Annotated in this window: 22 protein-coding genes; 18 read left to right on the top strand and 4 right to left on the bottom strand. The window is 58.9% G+C overall.

Annotated elements, in window-relative coordinates:
* Nucleotides 1-22: 22 nt before the first annotated feature.
* The 8 genes from HUU46_11180 (at nucleotide 23) to HUU46_11215 (ending at nucleotide 6,454) form a co-directional block, all read left to right on the top strand.
* A complete protein-coding gene (locus tag HUU46_11180; protein ID NUM54197.1) occupies nucleotides 23-1,309 on the top strand; it encodes a DUF2088 domain-containing protein in 1,287 nt (428 codons plus the stop codon).
* Between the two features lie 245 nt (nucleotides 1,310-1,554).
* Nucleotides 1,555-1,782 (top strand): DUF433 domain-containing protein, encoded by a 228-nt coding sequence (locus HUU46_11185; protein ID NUM54198.1) that lies wholly within the window; start codon nucleotides 1,555-1,557, stop codon nucleotides 1,780-1,782.
* A gap of 9 nt (nucleotides 1,783-1,791) precedes the next feature.
* Nucleotides 1,792-2,139 carry a DUF5615 family PIN-like protein gene (locus HUU46_11190; GenBank protein ID NUM54199.1) on the top strand — a complete coding sequence of 116 codons (348 nt, stop codon included), beginning with the start codon at nucleotides 1,792-1,794 and terminating at the stop codon, nucleotides 2,137-2,139.
* A gap of 36 nt (nucleotides 2,140-2,175) precedes the next feature.
* On the top strand, nucleotides 2,176-3,468 hold the full coding sequence (locus HUU46_11195) for a diphosphate--fructose-6-phosphate 1-phosphotransferase (protein ID NUM54200.1): 1,293 nt from the start codon (nucleotides 2,176-2,178) through the stop codon (nucleotides 3,466-3,468).
* A gap of 6 nt (nucleotides 3,469-3,474) precedes the next feature.
* Nucleotides 3,475-3,756 (top strand): BrnT family toxin, encoded by a 282-nt coding sequence (locus HUU46_11200; protein NUM54201.1) that lies wholly within the window; start codon nucleotides 3,475-3,477, stop codon nucleotides 3,754-3,756.
* Nucleotides 3,740-3,970, top strand: a complete 231-nt coding sequence (locus HUU46_11205) for a hypothetical protein (GenBank protein ID NUM54202.1) — start codon at nucleotides 3,740-3,742, stop codon at nucleotides 3,968-3,970. Before HUU46_11200 ends, HUU46_11205 begins: the two co-directional genes overlap by 17 nt.
* A gap of 123 nt (nucleotides 3,971-4,093) precedes the next feature.
* Complete coding sequence (gnd, locus tag HUU46_11210; GenBank protein ID NUM54203.1) at nucleotides 4,094-5,542, top strand: decarboxylating NADP(+)-dependent phosphogluconate dehydrogenase; 1,449 nt, start codon at nucleotides 4,094-4,096, stop codon at nucleotides 5,540-5,542.
* Nucleotides 5,543-5,545: 3 nt separating this feature from the next.
* Nucleotides 5,546-6,454: a sugar phosphate isomerase/epimerase gene (locus tag HUU46_11215; protein NUM54204.1), complete on the top strand. Its 909-nt coding sequence runs from the start codon at nucleotides 5,546-5,548 to the stop codon at nucleotides 6,452-6,454.
* Nucleotides 6,455-6,457: 3 nt separating this feature from the next.
* Here HUU46_11215 and HUU46_11220 read toward each other — a convergent pair whose 3' ends face one another.
* Together HUU46_11220 and HUU46_11225 are read right to left on the bottom strand one after the other, a co-directional pair.
* Nucleotides 6,458-6,811: a DUF5615 family PIN-like protein gene (locus HUU46_11220; protein ID NUM54205.1), complete on the bottom strand. Its 354-nt coding sequence runs from the start codon at nucleotides 6,809-6,811 to the stop codon at nucleotides 6,458-6,460.
* Entirely contained in the window at nucleotides 6,808-7,047 is a 240-nt protein-coding gene (locus tag HUU46_11225) for a DUF433 domain-containing protein (protein ID NUM54206.1), read from the bottom strand. The genes HUU46_11220 and HUU46_11225 overlap by 4 nt, the downstream gene beginning before the upstream one ends.
* 101 nt (nucleotides 7,048-7,148) lie before the next feature.
* Here HUU46_11225 and HUU46_11230 point away from each other — a divergent pair, with 101 nt between their 5' ends.
* Both HUU46_11230 and HUU46_11235 read left to right on the top strand, forming a co-directional pair.
* Nucleotides 7,149-8,129: a D-glycerate dehydrogenase gene (locus HUU46_11230; GenBank protein ID NUM54207.1), complete on the top strand. Its 981-nt coding sequence runs from the start codon at nucleotides 7,149-7,151 to the stop codon at nucleotides 8,127-8,129.
* A gap of 217 nt (nucleotides 8,130-8,346) precedes the next feature.
* Nucleotides 8,347-8,964 carry a hypothetical protein gene (locus HUU46_11235; protein ID NUM54208.1) on the top strand — a complete coding sequence of 206 codons (618 nt, stop codon included), beginning with the start codon at nucleotides 8,347-8,349 and terminating at the stop codon, nucleotides 8,962-8,964.
* 43 nt (nucleotides 8,965-9,007) lie between these two features.
* Here the strand turns inward: HUU46_11235 and HUU46_11240 are convergent, their stop codons facing one another.
* Entirely contained in the window at nucleotides 9,008-9,814 is an 807-nt protein-coding gene (locus HUU46_11240; protein NUM54209.1) for a hypothetical protein, read from the bottom strand.
* 172 nt (nucleotides 9,815-9,986) lie between these two features.
* Here HUU46_11240 and HUU46_11245 point away from each other — a divergent pair, with 172 nt between their 5' ends.
* The 5 genes from HUU46_11245 to HUU46_11265 are packed head-to-tail and all read left to right on the top strand — an operon-like array spanning nucleotide 9,987 to nucleotide 14,918.
* On the top strand, nucleotides 9,987-10,634 hold the full coding sequence (locus tag HUU46_11245; protein ID NUM54210.1) for an IMP cyclohydrolase: 648 nt from the start codon (nucleotides 9,987-9,989) through the stop codon (nucleotides 10,632-10,634).
* Nucleotides 10,631-12,172, top strand: coding sequence for an AAA family ATPase (locus HUU46_11250; protein ID NUM54211.1), 1,542 nt, complete (start codon nucleotides 10,631-10,633; stop codon nucleotides 12,170-12,172). The genes HUU46_11245 and HUU46_11250 overlap by 4 nt, the downstream gene beginning before the upstream one ends.
* Entirely contained in the window at nucleotides 12,165-13,010 is an 846-nt protein-coding gene (locus HUU46_11255) for a tetratricopeptide repeat protein (protein ID NUM54212.1), read from the top strand. The genes HUU46_11250 and HUU46_11255 overlap by 8 nt, the downstream gene beginning before the upstream one ends.
* Nucleotides 13,011-13,016: 6 nt before the next feature.
* Nucleotides 13,017-14,447: an adenylosuccinate lyase gene (locus HUU46_11260; protein NUM54213.1), complete on the top strand. Its 1,431-nt coding sequence runs from the start codon at nucleotides 13,017-13,019 to the stop codon at nucleotides 14,445-14,447.
* 18 nt (nucleotides 14,448-14,465) lie between these two features.
* Nucleotides 14,466-14,918, top strand: a complete 453-nt coding sequence (locus HUU46_11265) for a cyclic nucleotide-binding domain-containing protein (GenBank protein NUM54214.1) — start codon at nucleotides 14,466-14,468, stop codon at nucleotides 14,916-14,918.
* A 102-nt stretch (nucleotides 14,919-15,020) separates the two neighbouring features.
* Here the strand turns inward: HUU46_11265 and HUU46_11270 are convergent, their stop codons facing one another.
* Nucleotides 15,021-15,761, bottom strand: a complete 741-nt coding sequence (locus HUU46_11270; protein NUM54215.1) for a metallophosphoesterase — start codon at nucleotides 15,759-15,761, stop codon at nucleotides 15,021-15,023.
* A gap of 205 nt (nucleotides 15,762-15,966) precedes the next feature.
* Here HUU46_11270 and HUU46_11275 point away from each other — a divergent pair, with 205 nt between their 5' ends.
* Genes HUU46_11275 through HUU46_11285 form a run of 3 tightly spaced genes read left to right on the top strand, consistent with a single transcriptional unit; the run spans nucleotide 15,967 to nucleotide 18,128 of the window.
* The gene (locus tag HUU46_11275) at nucleotides 15,967-16,572 is read left to right on the top strand and encodes a PilZ domain-containing protein (protein ID NUM54216.1); all 606 of its coding nucleotides are present in this window, start codon (nucleotides 15,967-15,969) and stop codon (nucleotides 16,570-16,572) included.
* Nucleotides 16,569-17,666, top strand: a complete 1,098-nt coding sequence (locus HUU46_11280) for a pyridoxal-phosphate dependent enzyme (protein ID NUM54217.1) — start codon at nucleotides 16,569-16,571, stop codon at nucleotides 17,664-17,666. The genes HUU46_11275 and HUU46_11280 overlap by 4 nt, the downstream gene beginning before the upstream one ends.
* A gap of 24 nt (nucleotides 17,667-17,690) precedes the next feature.
* Entirely contained in the window at nucleotides 17,691-18,128 is a 438-nt protein-coding gene (locus tag HUU46_11285; protein NUM54218.1) for a hypothetical protein, read from the top strand.
* The last annotated feature ends 6 nt before the right edge of the window (nucleotides 18,129-18,134 follow it).

The following is an 18,134-nucleotide window of genomic DNA, read 5'->3' on the forward strand; positions in this document are numbered from 1 at the left end:
GAGCAGTCTTGGATTGTCACGAATGCGCCAATTAATACAACGGAACTCTGCGCTTTCTGCCGAGCAATTGGCGCGCTTCGTCCAAGATGCCTTCGAGCACGAACGAGTAGACGCCAAACGTGCGTTGTTTATCGTTCCTGACTCCACGCGCAGCATGCCGATGCCGGCCATGTTTCGCGCGCTGTACGACACGTTGCATGCCCGAGTTGCGAAGATGGACTACCTCATCGCGCTCGGGACGCACCCGCCGATGCCGGACGATGCGATTTACAGAATGCTTGGAATTAGCGCGGAAGAACGGGCCGGCGTGTATCGCGACGTCGGAATCTTCAATCACGAGTGGAAGAATCCGGCGATGCTCGCGCACATCGGTGATCTCGCCGAGGAGCAACTCGCCGAGATTTCCGACGGTCTCTTGCGCGAGACGGTGCCGGTCACGATTAACAAGCGGGTGCTCGACTACGATCTCGTCTGTATCGTCGGGCCGGTGTTTCCGCACGAGGTCGTTGGCTTTAGCGGCGGCAACAAGTATTTCTTTCCCGGTGTCGCGGGCGAGGAACTGCTAAATGTATTCCACTGGCTTGGCGCACTGATTACGAACCCGATAATAAACGGCGCGAAATACACGCCCGTCCGCGCCGTCGTGGATACGGCCGCGTCCATGATTACGGTGGAAAAGCGCTGCTTCTGTCTCAATGTGATGGGCAAGGACTGCCACGGCATCTTCTATGGCGCACCGGAGGAGGCGTGGTCTGCCGCCGCAGATTTATCTGCGAAGACGCACATCGTGTACAAGGACAAGCCATTCAAAAGCGTGCTCGCGATGGCCCCGGAGATGTACGACGAGATTTGGGTGGCGGGCAAGTGCATGTACAAGCTGGAACCGGTCGTCGCGGACGGCGGCGAGTTGATCATCTACGGCCCGCACATCCGCGAAATCAGCATCACACATGGTGAACTTATCAAGCGAATTGGTTACCACACACGCGACTATTTCCTCGCGCAGATGGACAAGTTTGCCGACATTCCGGGCGGTATTCTCGCGCACTCCACGCACGTCCGCGGCATCGGCACATATGAAGACGGCGTGGAAAAATGCCGCGTGCAGGTGACGCTGGCCACATCAATTCCCGAAGCCGAATGCCGCGCCATCAACCTGGGCTATCGCGATTGGCGCTCCATCGACCCGGAGCAATGGCGCAACCGCGAACATGAAGGATATCTGCTTGTCGAGCGCGCCGGAGAGGTCTTGTACAAGCTAGGAGTGGAAAGTCCCGCGCCTTCGGCCGCCGTATCTGCTGTAGTTTAACTTGGCCTGCGTTCGCGCGGTTTTCGCGCAGTCTGTTGGTGGGTATACTTTCACGATCCGAAAAAAGTGGGTCGCGTGCCAAAAAAAGGAATCGCGGCCAAATTGAGCGTGCCGAGTCCGGCCAGGAACGGTTCGCCGCGGGAAATTGCCCCCACGTCCAAGGTGTTCGCAGATCGGGTTAGAGAGGATGCGGGCTGATCGCGGCTCGTGCTATATTTAATGCGAGAGTGTGTGGAGCAACCAGAATGAATTGGCAAGAACGAATCAGTGTAAACCCGGCGGTCTGCCACGGAAAACCCTGCATTAAGGGGACCCGAATCATGGTGACGGTCGTGTTGGACAATCTTGCGGATGGGGAGTCGCCCGAGGAAATCGTAAAGTCATATCCCCCATTGACACTGGAGGATGTTCGTGCCGCTATCGGCTATGCCGCGGAATTGGCCCGTGATCAAGTGCTTATTCCTATCAGCTAACCTGCTTCCGTGGACCTCAAACTCGACGAGAATCTGCCTATCGAAGCTGCGGTGCTGTTGCGTTCCGAATTCCACGATGTCATGACGGTCGGCCAAGAGGGGTTGTCCGGCGCAATTGACTCGGACATCCTGCGGGTATGTGCCGCGGAGGGGCGCACCTTATTTGCGTGCGACCGCGATTTTGAGAACACGAAACGTTATCCTTCCACCGAGTCTGTTGGAATCGTTGTGTTGCGCGTGGGGCCGGGCAAGGAAAGCGTCTTAGCCACGATCCGGGGAATTCTTCCATTTTTTTATGAAGCGAACATTCAGGGGCAAACTTGGATAGTTGGCGAAACGAGTCTTCGCATTCGGTGATGCGAACTTCGATCAAGTAAACGTGGGGCAGTACTGATGAGTGCAAAAAACGTCATTGTGGCCCAGTCGGGTGGGCCGAGTCCGGTTATCAACAGTTCGCTGCGGGGGATTATCGATACGTGCAAGATGTTCCCGGACAAGTTTGGGAAGATTTATGCGGGATGGCATGGAATCGAGGGCGTCTTAAAGGAGGAGTTGCTCGATATCTCCGCGCAGCCTGAGGAAGAGATCGCGTTGTTGCGGTACACGCCCGCGGCAGGGTCCATTGGCACGTGCCGGTACAAGTTGAAAGCGAAGCAGACAGAGGACTTCGCGCGCGTCATCGACGTCATGAAGGCGCACAACATTGGCTATTTTTTCTATACCGGCGGCAACGACTCGATGGATACCTGCCACAAGGTGTCGGTGCTTGCTCATGAGAAGGGACTCGACCTCGTTGCGGTCGGGGTGCCAAAGACGATCGACAATGACGTCGGCGATTCCGAGTTCAAGCTGATTGACCACACGCCGGGTTACGGCAGCGTAGCGCGGTATTGGATGGCGGCCGTGCAAAATGCGAATGAGGAAAACGGCGGGTCGTGTCCGGCTGATCCCGTTCTCGTGTTGCAGGCTATGGGGCGCAAGATCGGATACATACCCGCCGCGGCGCGCCTGGCCGATCCGAAACGCGAGATGCCACTGCAAATTTATATGGCGGAGTCCGGCGTGTCTGCCGAGGAAATGTGCGATCTCATTAATGATCAGTTGAAAAAGGACGGACGCTGCATCGTCGTCGTGAGCGAAGGTTTCGAACTGGGTGTTGAAGGCGGCGAGGCGCTCGATAGTTTTGGGCACAAAGTATATGGGTCTGCAAAAATGAGCGTGCAGGCGCAGGTCGTCGCGATGCTCAATGACAGGGGCTTGCCAGTGCCCGGCGCAGCGCGCGGGCAGGTATCCGGTACTGACCAGCGCATGACCGCGGCGTACGCATCGATTGTCGATCTCGATGAGGCTTACAAGGTGGGCCAGAAGGCGGCGCTCATTGCGGAGTCGGGCGAAAACGGCTGGATGGCGACAATCCTGCGTCAATCGGGTGTGATCTACAACGTCACGTACGACAAGGTGCCGCTCGAAAAGGTCGCGAACTCCGAACGCACGTTTCCCAAAGAGTGGATCGCGCCGAACAAGATCGACGTCACCGACGACTTCGTACGCTATGCAAAACCCCTCATCGGCGAGGACTGGGCCAGCGTCCCTGTCGTAAACGGCCGGCAACGTTTTACTCAGTTCAAGCCGTTTTTCGCGGAGAAGAAACTGCCAGCGTACGATTTGCAGGCCCTCAGAAAGTAAGCACGCATGGAGCCGTTGTTCGCATGGAACCCGTCCAAGGCGACGTCGAACCTGGCAAAACATGGCGTGGATTTTTCCGAGGCGGCGGGTGTCTTTCGTGATAGGCTATCGATTACGGTTCCGGACCCGATGCATTCGGATCGCGAGCAACGATTCATTACAATAGGTGTATCGACGCGGCGGCGGTTGCTCGTTGTCGTGCATACGGATGATAGAGATCGGATTCGGATTATTAGCGCGCGGCGCGCAACACGGCTCGAAAGAAAGCGATATGAGGAAAGCAGCTAAAACTGTAGATGACGATATGCTTGGCGAATACGACTTTCGATGCGGGGTTCGCGGGAAGTATTCCAGTCGATTTACAGGCGACCAAGTCATGGTCGTGCTCGAACCGGACGTTGCGAAGTCCTTTCCAAGCGCTAAATCTGTCAACGAAGCATTGCGGCTACTCATTCGTGTTTCCGACGCTGCTCGCAAAAAATCCGGTGGGAAAAAGAAATGAGGTCACGGAGCGTGGCTGTGCGTTGCAGCATAACCGCCAAGGCGATTGCTGCGATGACGCGTTCCAACATCTGCTATCGCCGAGTGAGTTAGTTCATATCAGTTTACTGGGGAGTGAGTATAAATGTCGCAAGCGGATATTGGTCTGATTGGGTTGGCGGTGATGGGGGAGAACCTCGTGCTCAACATGGAGAGCAAGGGGTTCACGGTGGCTGTGTTCAACCGCACTGTGTCGAAAGTCGATGACTTCATTAATGGCCGCGGCAAAGGCAAGAAGTTTATTGGGTGCCACAGCATCGAAGAGTTCTGCAAAAGCCTCAAGCGCCCGCGAAAGGTGATGATGCTCGTGAAGGCGGGCAAGGCGGTCGACGACTTCATCGAGCTTCTGCTGCCGCATCTCGAACCCGGCGACATTATCATGGATGGCGGCAACTCGCATTTCCCCGACACGATTCGCCGCGTCGAGCACGTCGAAAGCAAGGGGCTGCTCTACATCGGAACCGGCGTTTCCGGCGGCGAGGAAGGCGCGTTGAAGGGACCGTCGATCATGCCGGGGGGATCGCCCGCGGCGTGGGAGCACGTGAAGCCAATCTTCCAGAGCATCGCAGCGAAAACCGACAAGGGCGAGCCCTGCTGCGACTGGGTCGGCGAAGGCGGCGCCGGCCACTTCGTGAAGATGGTGCACAACGGCATCGAGTACGGCGACATGCAGATGATCTGCGAGACGTATCATCTCATGCACCACGGCCTCGGTATGCACAACGACGAAATGCACGCCGTGTTCGCGGAATGGAACAAAGGCGAGCTCGACTCCTACCTCATCGAAATCACGCGCGACATCCTCGCGCACAAGGAAGACGGACACTACACCGTCGACATCATTCTCGATACCGCGGGGCAGAAGGGCACGGGCAAATGGACCGTGGTTGAAGCACTTGATCACGGCCAACCGTTGACGCTGATTTCCGAGGCGGTGTTTGCCCGCTGCATATCCGCGATCAAGGAAGAGCGCGTTGCGGCGGCGAAAATCCTGCATCCGCATATTGCGCAATTCGCTGGCGACAAGGCGGCGTTCGTCGAAGACCTCAAGTACGCGCTGTATGCCTCGAAAATCGTCAGTTACGCGCAGGGCTATCAACTCATGCGCGCGGCGGCCAAGGAGTACGGCTGGAACCTGAACTACGGCGGCATTGCACTGATGTGGCGCGGCGGCTGCATCATCCGTTCGGCGTTCCTTGGCAAGATTAAAGAAGCGTTCGACAAGAACCCCGGCCTTGTCAATCTCCTGCTCGATCCCTTCTTTACCGACGCCGTCACAAAGGCGCAGCCCTCGTGGCGGCGCGTCGTCAGCACGGCGGTGAACGTCGGTATCCCGGTGCCGGCGATGAGCAGCGCCCTCTCGTACTTCGACGCGTACCGAACGGGCCGTTTGCCGGCCAACCTTCTACAAGCGCAGCGTGACTACTTCGGCGCACACACCTACGAGCGCGTCGACAAACCGCGCGGCGAGTTCTACCACACCAACTGGACCGGCCGCGGCGGTACGACGAGCGCCACGACGTACGTGGTGTAGTCAATGAACGGATCGATCCACGATTACGCCCGCGTTGGCATCGTGCACTTCATGGCCTACCCCGCCTGCATGGGTGGCGAGGGTCCCGTACTCGAGAGCGTCTCGCTCATCGCGAACGATCCCTATTTCGAGGTCATTGAGATCACGCGTATCAAGGATAGCGATACGCGCATGAAGGTCCGTGCCATCGCCGAACAATCCCGCATCGATCTCTGCTTCGGCGCCCAACCAATTCTTCTCGGCGGCGGACTCGACCTGAACCACGCCGATACCGCCGAGCGTCAGGAAGCTATCGACGCGGTCAAGTCCGGGATTGATCAGGCGCATGAACTCGGCTGCAAGGGCGTTGCCGTGCTAAGCGGCAAGGTCACCACAGATAAGCAAGCGGCGTTGCAGCGTCTTGCGGATTCGCTCAAACAGCTCGCGGGATATGCAAAGTCAAAAGGGTTGCCGCTCGTCTTGGAGACTTTTGATCAGGTGCCGTTTGGAAAGAACTGCCTCATCGGCCCGAATTCGGATGCGGTGGACGTTTCGAAGGAAGTCCGCAGGGAGTATCCCGATTTCGGCATCATGCTTGATCTCAGCCACCTGCCGCTGCAGTACGAGACCTCGGCGGAGGCGATCAAACTCGCCGGCGATCACCTCGTCCACGCCCACATTGGTAACTGCGCGATGGACGATCCCGCGCACCCGGCTTACGGTGACAACCATCCCCGCTTCGGCGCACCCGGAACTCGCAACGATGTAAAAGAGTTGGCCGACTACCTCCGCGCATTGCTGGATAATGGCTACCTGTCGACGAAGAACCGTCGCATCTTGAGTTTTGAAGTGAAGCCAATGGCTGGCGAAAGCGCCGAAGCGATTATCGCCGGGTCGAAGCGAACGCTGGATCGGGCGTGGAGACTCGTTTAATGCTCAAACAAGTGGCCGAACCCGAATCGTCGAGTCAGTAACGACCATGAAATGATTTAGCGCACGCTGTTCGATGTTAGGCCAATGTTTCTGTAGTAGCGCGAGTCGTGGCACCACTTTTCTTGGCTTGAATCGAAGCAGGACCACGCCGGTAATCGCCAATCGCTGGCGTATCGCCAGATCGCCAAAGTCGCGATCATACGTAAGAAGGATTCGCCGCTCTGAATTAGCGCGCTCCACCAAAGCGGTGTCGGGCGTCCCATCTGGCAGTTCGCACGCCCAAAGCACGTCAACCTGTTTAGCGCGCAGCCACTTAACCAAGGCGCCTTCGATGTTGGCGTCGGCCAGGATTTTCATCCCACGCGGTCATTCGTCCAAATAGTTTCATCAAATCCAATGTAATCCGCGGCAAAAGCCTGGGCCGCTTGTACATGCTCGGGGCGCAACTGAGGGTACGAATCGAGCAACTCGGCCAGATCAACGCCACCGCCGAGTTTATCCAATATAAGCTCCACGGTCAGGCGCGTCCCCTTAATTACCGGCTTGCCCAGCATGACATCGGGTCGTTGTTCGATGTATTCTCGCCAATCCATAAGGTGAAACCTCTTCGATTCAGGATATCAGTCCGAAATCGGATTGACAACATGCTGTCAACTGGTGGTTTTGTCGGGCGCATTCCAGGAGATTTGAATTCATGCGCATTTTCGTCGCACGCCAGGTACCCGATGCCGGTCTCAATTTGCTGTACGACGCATTCCGAGAGGACAGCGTCGACATCTTCCCCGAAGACCGCATTATCTCGAGGGAGGAATTGCTCGCGGGAGTGAAGGGTGCGGACGCAATACTGCCGATCCTCACGGACAAGATCGATGGGGAAGTGCTCGACGCCGCGGGACCGCAACTCAAGATCGTCGCGAACTTTGCAGTGGGATACAACAACATCGACGTGCCGGCGGCGACGGCGCGCAGGATTCCCGTTACCAATACGCCGGGCGTGTTGACGGAGACGACCGCCGATCTCACGTTTGCGCTGATCCTCGCGGTGGCGCGGCGCATTGGCGAAGGCGAGCGCATGGTCCGCGCGCGGCAATGGTCAGGCTGGGGGCCGATGCAGTTGCTCGGGTCGGACGTGTTCGGGAAAACGCTCGGCATCTTCGGTTTCGGGCGCATTGGAAAAGCAGTGGCTCGCCGCGCGCGCGCGTTTGACATGAGGATTCTCTACACCTCACGCGATCCCGTCGATCCAGAACTCGAACACGAGTTCCACACACGTCCAGTTGATAAGGCCACACTGCTTGCCGAATCCGACTTTCTTAGCGTGCATTGTCCGCTCACGCCTGAGACAACCCACGCGATAGGCTCGCAAGAATTCAAACTGATGAAGAAGACCGCGTACCTCATCAACACCTCGCGCGGTCCAGTGGTCGATGAAGCGGCATTGGTTGATGCTTTGCGCACCGGAGAGATTGCGGGTGCGGGGCTCGACGTTTATGAGCATGAACCTGCACTCCACGAAGGCCTCTACGCCTGCGAGAACGCTGTCATTGCGCCTCATCTCGGCAGCGCCACGCTCGAGACCCGCGGGAAGATGGCGACCATTGCCGCGACGAACATCATCGCCCGCCTGCGGGGGGAGCGCCCGCCCAACTGCGTGAACCCGGAAGTCTTGGGCTAGCCGAACGGCCGCGTATCGGCATCGCTCTTCCGCCAGCGGACGCCTGCGATGCTGGATAATCTCCACGTTTTTTGATGTTTTGGCGGGATTTCCTCCTTGTGCCCCTTGCCTCGCCCAGACCGCATTCGCCGTGGCGAAACCATTGTGCCTGTGGGGGTATTCAGAATTGTGGTACAGTTGTGATACGGAAAGTGTCATCGCGGAGAAAGGGGGGCTTATGTCACGAGTGCTTATGCCGATCGTGCTGGTGCTGCCGCTGGTGCTGTCCGGCTGCATGGTCCGGTCGCTGCGCCCAATCTATACGGATGAGGACCTGATTTCGATGCCCGCCCTCGAGGGGACATGGAAGGGCGAAGACGAAGGGGAACAGTTTTCGTTCGCTCGTCAAGGCGATGGGTACCTCTTCACGTTTACGGAAGATGGCGTGCCCATTACGGGAATCGCCCACTTCGCCGAAATCGGGAAGACGAACTACATGGATGTAACCCTGGTCGAAAGCGCCTTCGAGTCCTTTCCGGAAGAGAAGAAAGAGGAGATCGGACCGATACTGGCGCCTTTCATGTACTACACGACGCCTGTCCACATCTTTTATCAGGTCGAAGTCCGCGACAAGGTGCTTCGCATGCGGACGATGGACCACGCCTGGGCGAAGGAGCGCCGCGAGAAAGGGCACTTGTGGATCGATCACATCGCGGAAGGCGACTCGACTCTATTGATTGCGGACACACCACGCGTGCAGCGGTTCCTGCGCCGCTGGGAAAAGAGCGAAGACGCCTGGGGCGAATGGGAAGAACTGCCGCTCGTGCCGGCGGAAATGGCGCCTAAGTCACAGTGAGCGCGATTGGTCGGCGATTGGCCCGAAGGGTTGAGCCGCATACTCAGTCCTCCGGCGCTTCGGCGCCCGTATATTCCGCACTCGCGTTGTACCGAAACCGAACCCACTCGGATTGTCCACCTCGCCAGCCAATCGAGATGTACATCGATTCCCCATCCGCTGGCCGGTAGTGGTAGGTGTACACGCCGTACTTTACAGTATCACCGAGAACGTGGTCCGGTTTTCCGATCAGTTTCTCGACCTGTTGTTCATCCATCCCCGGCTCGACGCGGTATGCTCGTGAATATGCCGCTACCGTTGCCGCGTTATCGTACGCCTCCGCAGGGGCGGACAGCGGCAAGAATGGTAACGACAAAACAATGATGGGACTCCACATGAGCAGTTCCGCGCGCGTTTGCTTCGCGCGATCGGCTTTCGACTGGAATCCGGACTTAGCCGCGGCGTAGTCAAACGTTTCCGGCCCGCGCGGGGGAGTAAATGGCGACAACAGTTCGGCAAACCCGTGCTCATGCGGGAGCGAAACGCATCCGACGACTGAGCCGCTCGTCCGTTCCAAGAACCGGCAATCCTCCGCGGATTTCACCGATGCCAACTTTCCGTCTTCCCAAAGGAAGTAATATGGAACGCCGTTCGCGCCCGAGACGAACTTCCTGCACACGTAGTCGTGATCGCTTGCCACTTTGAAGATTGGTTCGCCGGGTTTTCCAACCGCTTTCCGAACTTCGGACTCCGTCATTTCAAGTCGCGCGCGGGACAGACCACGCGCGGACACCCTGTGCATGGAATCCGGCGTGGCGCAACCCATCGCGAGGATGAGCGCAGTGAACATGGTTGCGGGTTGCAGTCGCACGTGTGGTACCTCGGGCGGAACCGGGAAGCGTTTCGGCGTCCGATTCTCATTATAGTCCGGTGTACTCGTGCTAATCCGCCCGGTTCCAGGGCCCGCCTGTTGTTCGCAAGTTCGGGCCATAAACCGCTAAAATGCCGGTAACCGGTTGTGGGGAATCAGGGGTAGCAGCATGTTGTACGTAGGTCGAATTGTCTGTGTCGGGGTAACGCCGTCGGGGCGGGTATGCGCGGGATACCGCGTGTCGAGCCGATCGTTTCCAAACCGGCGGGCCGTGGCGCGCGAGCATTCAGTGAGCATCATTCCGAAGCCGGGCCACGAGTCGGACGTCGAGAAGAACCCGTACATCGCGTACAACTGCGCACGGATCGTGCGCGACGGCGAAGTCGCCGTGCTGACGAACGGCAGCCAGACGGACCCCATCGCGCAGAAGATTGACGCGGGCATGCCGGTGCGCGACGCGCTGGCGTTGTCACTGATCGCGCTGGACTACGAGCATGACAGCTACAACACGCCGCGGATATGTGCAGTTGTCGATAGAACAAATCAGACGGGCTGGCTGGCGACGGTCCGTGAAGATGGGCTAAACGTATGCCGCATGCCGCTGAGTCCGCGCACGTTCTTCTATGTCGCGACCTACGAAGAGAACGATATCTCGGAGGCGCGGTGCGGTGCGTTTGACGCAGAGACGCCGCAGGACGCCTGCACCTTCCTGCTCGGCGGCGGCATATTTGCACAACGCACAAATCCGGTAACCGCCGTTGCTGCGGTCGCGACGTACAGCGGCTACTCGCTCGCCCACCAAGACGCGCCGGTGGCATGAGCGTTCAATTCGTTCGAGAGCTGGAAGAACTAATCCGGGCACGGTATTCGCTGCTTTATCTTGTGACGTGGGAAGAGGACCGGGCGCGCCGGTTGCTGATCGATCTTGCCGCGAACATGAAGAAATACTTGTTCGAGTGGAGCATTACCGACGGATTGCGGTCGATGAACGGCTCGCCGGAGAACCGGACATCGGCGAAGCGTTTGCGCGAGCCCTTGGCGGTGTTGAACGAAATCCTCCAGGCCGATGTCTCGGGCATCTACATTCTCAAGGACTTCCATACCTACCTCGAAACTCCGGAGATTGTGCGTCAGTTGCGCGATTTGGCGTCCGCGCTGCGGCGCAGCCGCAAGACGGTTATCATCCTTTCGCCTACGTTGAAGGTACCGCCGGAGATGGAAAAGGCAATCACGATCGTCGATATGCCGTTGCCGTCGTATCAGGACTTGAGCGATCTGCTTGAACATACGATTCGCTCCGGCGAAGCCAACAAGAAATTCGATGTGCGCCTTTCAGGCGCCGACCGCGACGCGATGGTGAAGGCCGCCATGGGGCTGACCCTGGGCGAAGCCGAGAACGCCTTCGCGCATGCAATCGTTCTCGACAAGGTCCTCGACCGCGACGACGTGAAGGCCGTCGCCGCGGAGAAGCGTCAAATCATTCGGAAGTCCGGCCTGCTGGAATTTTACGAAGTAACGGAGAATCTCGCGGGCGTGGGCGGAATGGACTCGCTGAAGGATTGGCTGTGCAAGCGAGTGCGTGCGTTCAGTCCCGAGGCGCGCGAATACGGACTGCCCCAACCGCGGGGTATTCTGCTCATGGGCGTGCAGGGGTGCGGCAAAAGCCTGCTCGCGAAGACGATCTCCGCGGAGTGGCGGCTTCCGCTGCTTCGCATGGATATGAGCATGATCTTCCAGGGGTATATCGGCAGTTCGGAACAGAACATGCGCAAGGCGGTGCAAATCGCGGAGAGTGTCGCGCCGGTAATCCTCTGGATTGACGAAATCGAAAAGGCGTTCTCCGGTGTGCAGGGATCGGGCAGCAGCGACGCGGGTACAACCGCGCGTGTCGTCGGCACGTTCCTGACCTGGATACAAGAAAAGACCGCGCCGGTATTTGTAGTGGCCACCGCGAATGACGTGCAGGAACTGCCGCCGGAATTGCTGCGCAAGGGCCGGTTCGACGAAGTATTCTTCGTTGATTTGCCGGGCGAGTTCGAGCGCGCGGAAATCTTCGCGATCCATTTGGCGAAATTGAGACGGGAGCCGTCGAAGTTCGATTTGAGCGTACTTTCCAAATCAGCGGAAGGTTTTAGCGGCGCGGAGATCGAGCAGGCGATCGTTTCCGCCATGCACGACAGTTTCTTTGCGGGACGCGACGTCACGACCGAAGACATCCTAGTGAGTCTGCGGGAAACGGTGCCGCTGTCCAAGACCATGCGCGAGCGCATCACCGATTTGCGCGAATGGGCGCGCACGCGCTCACGGCCCGTGTCGACGGCGCAAGGCGGACAGGGCTCGGTGACCGCGGATGGATAGGTTCGACTGGCTCGAACTGGACAGCACGCCGGGATTCGCCGCGCCGAATTCCCGAACACATGCAGCGCCTATCGAGCCAGTCACCATGCCGAAGGACGCGCCGTCGTTCTACCGCGCCGCGCGCGGCATGCGGGAGTCCGGACACTTCAAGGCGGCAACGGACTTTTACCGCCGCGCGGTGGGATTCGACGATCACCACTACGATGCGTGGGTGGAACTGGTGGACACGCTTGTCCGAGCGCGTCGCGTAGAAGAAGCGGATGCCACCTCTCTTGAAGCCCACGAGAGCCATAAGCAGGTCCGGGTGCTGTACGCCTCGCGCGCGCTGGTGTTGGCGCACCTGGGCCGGTTGAACGAAGCCATGCAGTTCTCGGACGTAAGCGTTGACGCCGACCAATCGTGGTACGCGCGGTGTGTCCGCGGCGAGGTCTTGCTGCGCATGGACGTGGGGTTTAGAGGGGACGCACTCGATTTGTTTGAACAGGCGACGCGGCTCGCGCAGAATGCGTGGGAACCGGCGTTTCTGGCGGGTTGGGTGCTGTTGGATGCGAAGCAATACGCGTTGGCGGCCGGCTATTTGGCTGAAGCGGCGCACCAGCATCCGCGGGCGTCGCTTACATGGCTGTGCCTTGGCGATTGCTTTCGCGAACTGAAGTTCTACGAGCAGGCGTTGTTCTACTATCAGCGTGTCACAGAGTTGGAGCCATCGAGCGCAATCGCCATTCAACGGCAAAAGGAATGTGGGCCGCTCATGTTCGGGTTGATGCGCGCGTTTTCGCGCGATTCGTTGCAGAAGCGCTGGCGCCGTGAGTTTGACAAATTGTTTGGAAGGGAATGAGCCGAGATGTCCACCGAGTACGTAACGCCGTTGGTCGAGCGATTCGCGACGAAAGAGATGGCGCAACTGTGGGGCGCGCAAAAGAAGTTTTCGACGTGGCGCAGGTGCTGGGTCGCGCTCGCGGAAGCGGAACAGGAATTGGGCCTTCCGATTACCGACGAGCAGATCGCGGAACTGCGCGCGCACGTGGACGATATCGATTTCGCGGCGGCGGAGAAGTTGGAACGCGAGCTACGCCACGACGTGATGGCGCACGTGCATACGTACGGGCTTGTTGCTCCGAAGGCCATGCCGATCATCCATCTGGGCGCGACGAGCTGTTACGTCGGCGACAACACCGATCTGATTCTCATGCGCGAAGGGTTGGATATCCTGTTGACGAAAGCCGTCAATGTATTGAAGGCGTTGTGCGACTTTGCCGTGAAGTGGAAGGACCTTCCCACGCTGGGGTACACGCACTACCAGCCGGCGCAGTTGGTCACCGTAGGCAAGCGTTCGTGTCTGTGGGCGCAAGACCTCGTCTTTGATATCGAGGACATCGAGCACACCATGGCGCGGCTGCGGTGCCGCGGCGTGAAGGGGACAACGGGAACGCAAGCTTCGTTTCTATCGCTGTTCGACGGCGACCACGACAAGGTGAAGCGACTCGAACAGCGAGTCTCCGAAAAACTGGGTTTCGACAGGGCGTATGCGGTGACTGGACAGACGTACCCGCGGAAAGTCGATTCCCAGGTGCTGCGCGTGCTCGCCGGAATCGGCGAGAGCGTGTGTAAATTTGGCACGGACATGCGGCTCCTGCAGAACCTGAAGGAAGTGGAAGAGCCGTTCGGCGAAAAGCAGATCGGATCGTCGGCGATGGCGTACAAACGCAATCCCATGCGGGCCGAACGCGCGTGCGCATTGGGCCGGTTCCTGGTGGTTGCGCCGCTCCACGCGGAATTGACGAGCGCGACGCAGTGGTTCGAGCGCACATTGGACGATTCGGCGATCCGCCGCATCAGTCTTCCGGAGGCCTTTCTCGCCGCGGATGCGGCGCTCAATTTATATCTCAGCATCATCGAAGCGCCGGACGTGTACCCCGGCGTGATCGAGCGCCGCGTGCGCGCGGAACTACCGTTCATGGCGACGGAGAATATTCTGATGGCCTGCGTAAAGCGCGGGGGCGATCGCCAGGCGCTGCACGAGGTCATACGGCAGCATTCGCAGGCGGCCGCGCGCAAGGTGAAAATGGAGGGCGGCGAGAATGATCTGCTGGATAGGCTCGCGGCGGATGCGCGCATTGGAATGTCCCGAAGCGAGATGGATAAGGTCCTCGACCTTCGCGAGTTCGTAGGCCGCGCGCCGGAACAGGTCGTCGAGTTCCTGGAATACGAAGCGCAGCCGCTGCTGTTGAAGCACGCGGGAAGGCTTGGCGCCGCATCGGACGTGCGGGTCTAACGGTTTCGAGAGGGACGAATGTACGATATCGATTCTGAAATTGGCGGCCTGCCGTTCATGCTGGAGCTTGACGATTACCTGCGGTCGCGCGCCGTCACGGCGTTTCGCCAGGTTTCCGAGCGCAAGGAACTTTCCGGCGGGACCTTGCTCTTCTCGCGCGACGACACTACTTCGGACGACGGGTACATCGTTTTCTCGGGGAATGTAGTCATCGAGGGCGCGGACGGCCTGATGAAGACGGTGATTCCCACCGCGTTGATTGGGGAAATGAAGCAGTTCGACTTCGACGGCCAACACCATCGCATGGCGACGGTCCGCGCGGACGACGACATCGAAGTGCTGCACTTTTCGTGGAAACGGTTTTACGACGCCCTCCGCGCATCAGCGTCCGAAGAAGAACAGGGCGAATTCCGCCGCGCATTGCGCCACTACGCATGGATGCACTACATGGACTTGCAGGGCGAACTCTAGTGGTCTGCGTCATTTGAATTTGGCGGTCCCAGTCACGTGGAATACCGCCCGGCACGGAGGCCGGGCGCTACAAACATCAACAAAATCGATTGACGGGAACCACTAGCTCGTTCCGCCGTCCACGATTTCCACCTTTAGAATCTTGAATTCAAGCCCCTTCATCGGGGAGCCGGCGTTGTGGAAGAAGATGCCGCCGTACTCGAAATTCTGCATGGCGCCGTGGGTGTGTCCGAAGTACACGTGCCGGATGCCATTGTCTTTGGTGAGGCCGACATCGTCGAGATAGGACAGGACCCGACGCACGACGCGCTTCTTGGGATACTTGGCCGCGACCGCCATCCGGTGCAGCCCGATGTGCAAGATCATGTCGTATATCGAATGCAGGATGGGGTGGCGCGGTGTGTCGAGCAGCCATTCTTCGCGATGCTTCTCGAGCTCGGCCGCGTCCATCATCGGCTTGTCCGACACGTCGCCGTGAAGAAACACCGTGTCTCCCAACCGCAGGTAGTAGGGGTGCCAGGAGAGATTGTCGAGGCTTGTGACGAGTCTCGACAGCGCCGCGATGAACGCCTGGTTGTTGTCGTGGTTTCCGAGGATGAAATGAAACTCGCAGCGCGGAAACTGGGCGACGAGCTTTCGGAGCCATTCGACGGCCTCGTATACCGTCTGATCGATGGTCGGCAGCGTGGTCCAACGGAAGTCGAAGGTGTCACCGTTCAGTATGAAAATGTCCGCGCGACTCGCGTGCTCGAAGATGGCCGGCTCGTGGGTCTTGAAATCGGACCGTTTGGAGAACATATGCAAGTCAGACACCACGTATCCGACACGCCGGTTCTGGCCCACTGCTCGCTCCTCCGAACCCCCGCGACGACGTCTGGGGCATTTCGGTGCTTCCATGTAGATCGTATCGCCGCACGCGGACACGCTGCAAATAGGGTACGATTCAAGGTAGCATTGCGCGCCGGGGGATGGTATACTACTGCTAATAATGCGTAAGCGCCGCAAATGGGGCAAGGGGCGCTACCGAATTCACCGAGGTAATTCAGACGTGTACGTCTCTTTCGATAAGGGCAAAAAGTGCGCGTTGCGCATTGACGGTAAGCGATACGCCGCCGAATTGTTGGACGTGCGTGACCGCGTGTTGCGCATGCGGTGTCTTGAAGACGGGTTTTCGATGGATTCCCGCGGCATTGTGGTGGAACTCGATGGGCCGCAGGGCATCGCGGCGTACTTCACGCGCTTCCTTACGTCCGCGCCGGACAACCATACCGAGTTGGTTCTGCTCCGGTCCGCCAATCTGAACTGCGACGAACTGCGATCGTTCTTGCGAGTGCCGACGGAAATTGCCGTGACGGTTGCGTTGGAAGACTCACCCGCGCAATTTGGGGCAAAGTTGCTCAATATCAGTTCGGGCGGCGCACTGATGGAAAGCGACACGTTACCGGAGATGGAATACGGGGAGCGCATACGGCTGCAAATCGCCGACGAACCCGCGATCTCGGTCAAGGGCGAACTCGTGCATTTTTCCAACGGAAAACCGTCGAGTTCGCTGCGAATCGGTGTCCGCTTCATCGACGTGGACGACGCCAGCGTCCGGGCGCTGACGTGGTTTGTGTGGAAGCGCGTCAAGATGTTCTTCCACGATTACTCATGACGCGTCCGCTCCTCGTCCGGTATCCCACGCTCGCATCGCGCCTGCCTTGCACCGAACTTGGCGAGTTTCCAACCCCGATTCACCGTGCCGCGCGTTTTGGGGCGGCCATCGGACTCGATCGCGTCTACGTGAAGCGCGACGACCTATCCGGTCCGGTGTACGGCGGGAACAAAGTTCGCAAGCTGGAGTTCCTGCTGGGAAAGGCGCTCCACGACGGGCGCGGCGAGGTACTGACCTTTGGCTTCGCGGGTTCGAACCACGCGCTGGCCACGGCCATCTACGCAAAGCAGGTGGGGTTGCGGTCCATTTCGACCTTGCTGCCACAACCGCTCTCACACGCGTTACGGCGGAATCTGTTGATGGGGCTTTACAGTGGCGCCGAGCTTCACCACTACCCCTCGCGGCTCGCGGCAACGTTTGGGACGTTATACCAACTCGCGCGGCACCGCCTAACACGCGGCGCCTGGCCGCAGATCATACCCGCAGGCGGATCGTCGCCGCTTGGAATCATGGGTATTGTAAACGCCGTGATTGAACTCGACGAACAGATTCGCGCGGGACAGATGCCGCCGCCGGACCGGATCTATACCGCGGTCGGATCGATGGGAACGGCCGTGGGACTATTAATCGGACTCGCGCTAACGGGGTGTGAATCCAATGTTGTTTGCGTGCGCGTGATCGATACGCACATGGCAAACCCCGCCGCGCTCGAGCGCTTGTATACGCGTACAGTGGCGTACATGCGGCAAGCAAATGCGGCAATCCCGGACCTGTCGATACCGCGAGATCGCCTTGAATGGCGTGATGACTACTTTGGCGAACGCTACGCGCTTTATACCCCCGAAGGTGTCAAAGCGGTTCGGACGCTCGACGACACAGAAGGAATCCGGTTGGACGGTACGTACGCGGGCAAGGCGCTTGCCGCATTAATTGGCGACGCGCGCCGCGGCGCGCTCGATGGTCAAACGGTCCTGTTCTGGAATACATACAACGCGCGGCGATTTTGGGAATCGATGCCGTCGATCGACTATCATGCGTTGCCTCGAACGCTGCATCGTTACTTCGAGGAACCCGTCCAACCCTTGGACACGTAGCCGCCAACCGGAAGGAGTACCGCTATGGCCGCAGGACCCGCACAGAATTATGCGAACCACAAAACGATGGACAACGCCCTGACGTGGATCGCCGTGCTGGCGCTTGCATCCGCGCTGTTGTCGCTCACCGCGATCGCGGGCATCCCGCATGTCGCGTCTGCGTCGCCGATACTGATGGCGATTGCTGTCGTCTGGATATTGTTTCGCATGCGCACATATGCCACGCGATTGCAGGACCGAATCATACGTTTGGAAACGCAATTGCGCTTGCAGCGCGTTCTGCCCGCCGATCTCGCCGCGCGCATCGGAGAACTCGAGCTGACGCACGTAATCGGCTTGCGTTTCGCGTCGGATGCGGAGCTCCCGGAACTGGTGCAGCGGGTCCTCGCGAACCGGTCCATGCGAAGCGACGACATCAAGAAGCTGGTCAAAGACTGGCAGGCCGATCATCTACGGGTGTAACGCGGC

It is taken from the genome of Candidatus Hydrogenedentota bacterium (genome assembly GCA_013359265.1).
In the GTDB taxonomy this organism is placed as follows: Bacteria; Hydrogenedentota; Hydrogenedentia; order Hydrogenedentales; family SLHB01; genus JABWCD01.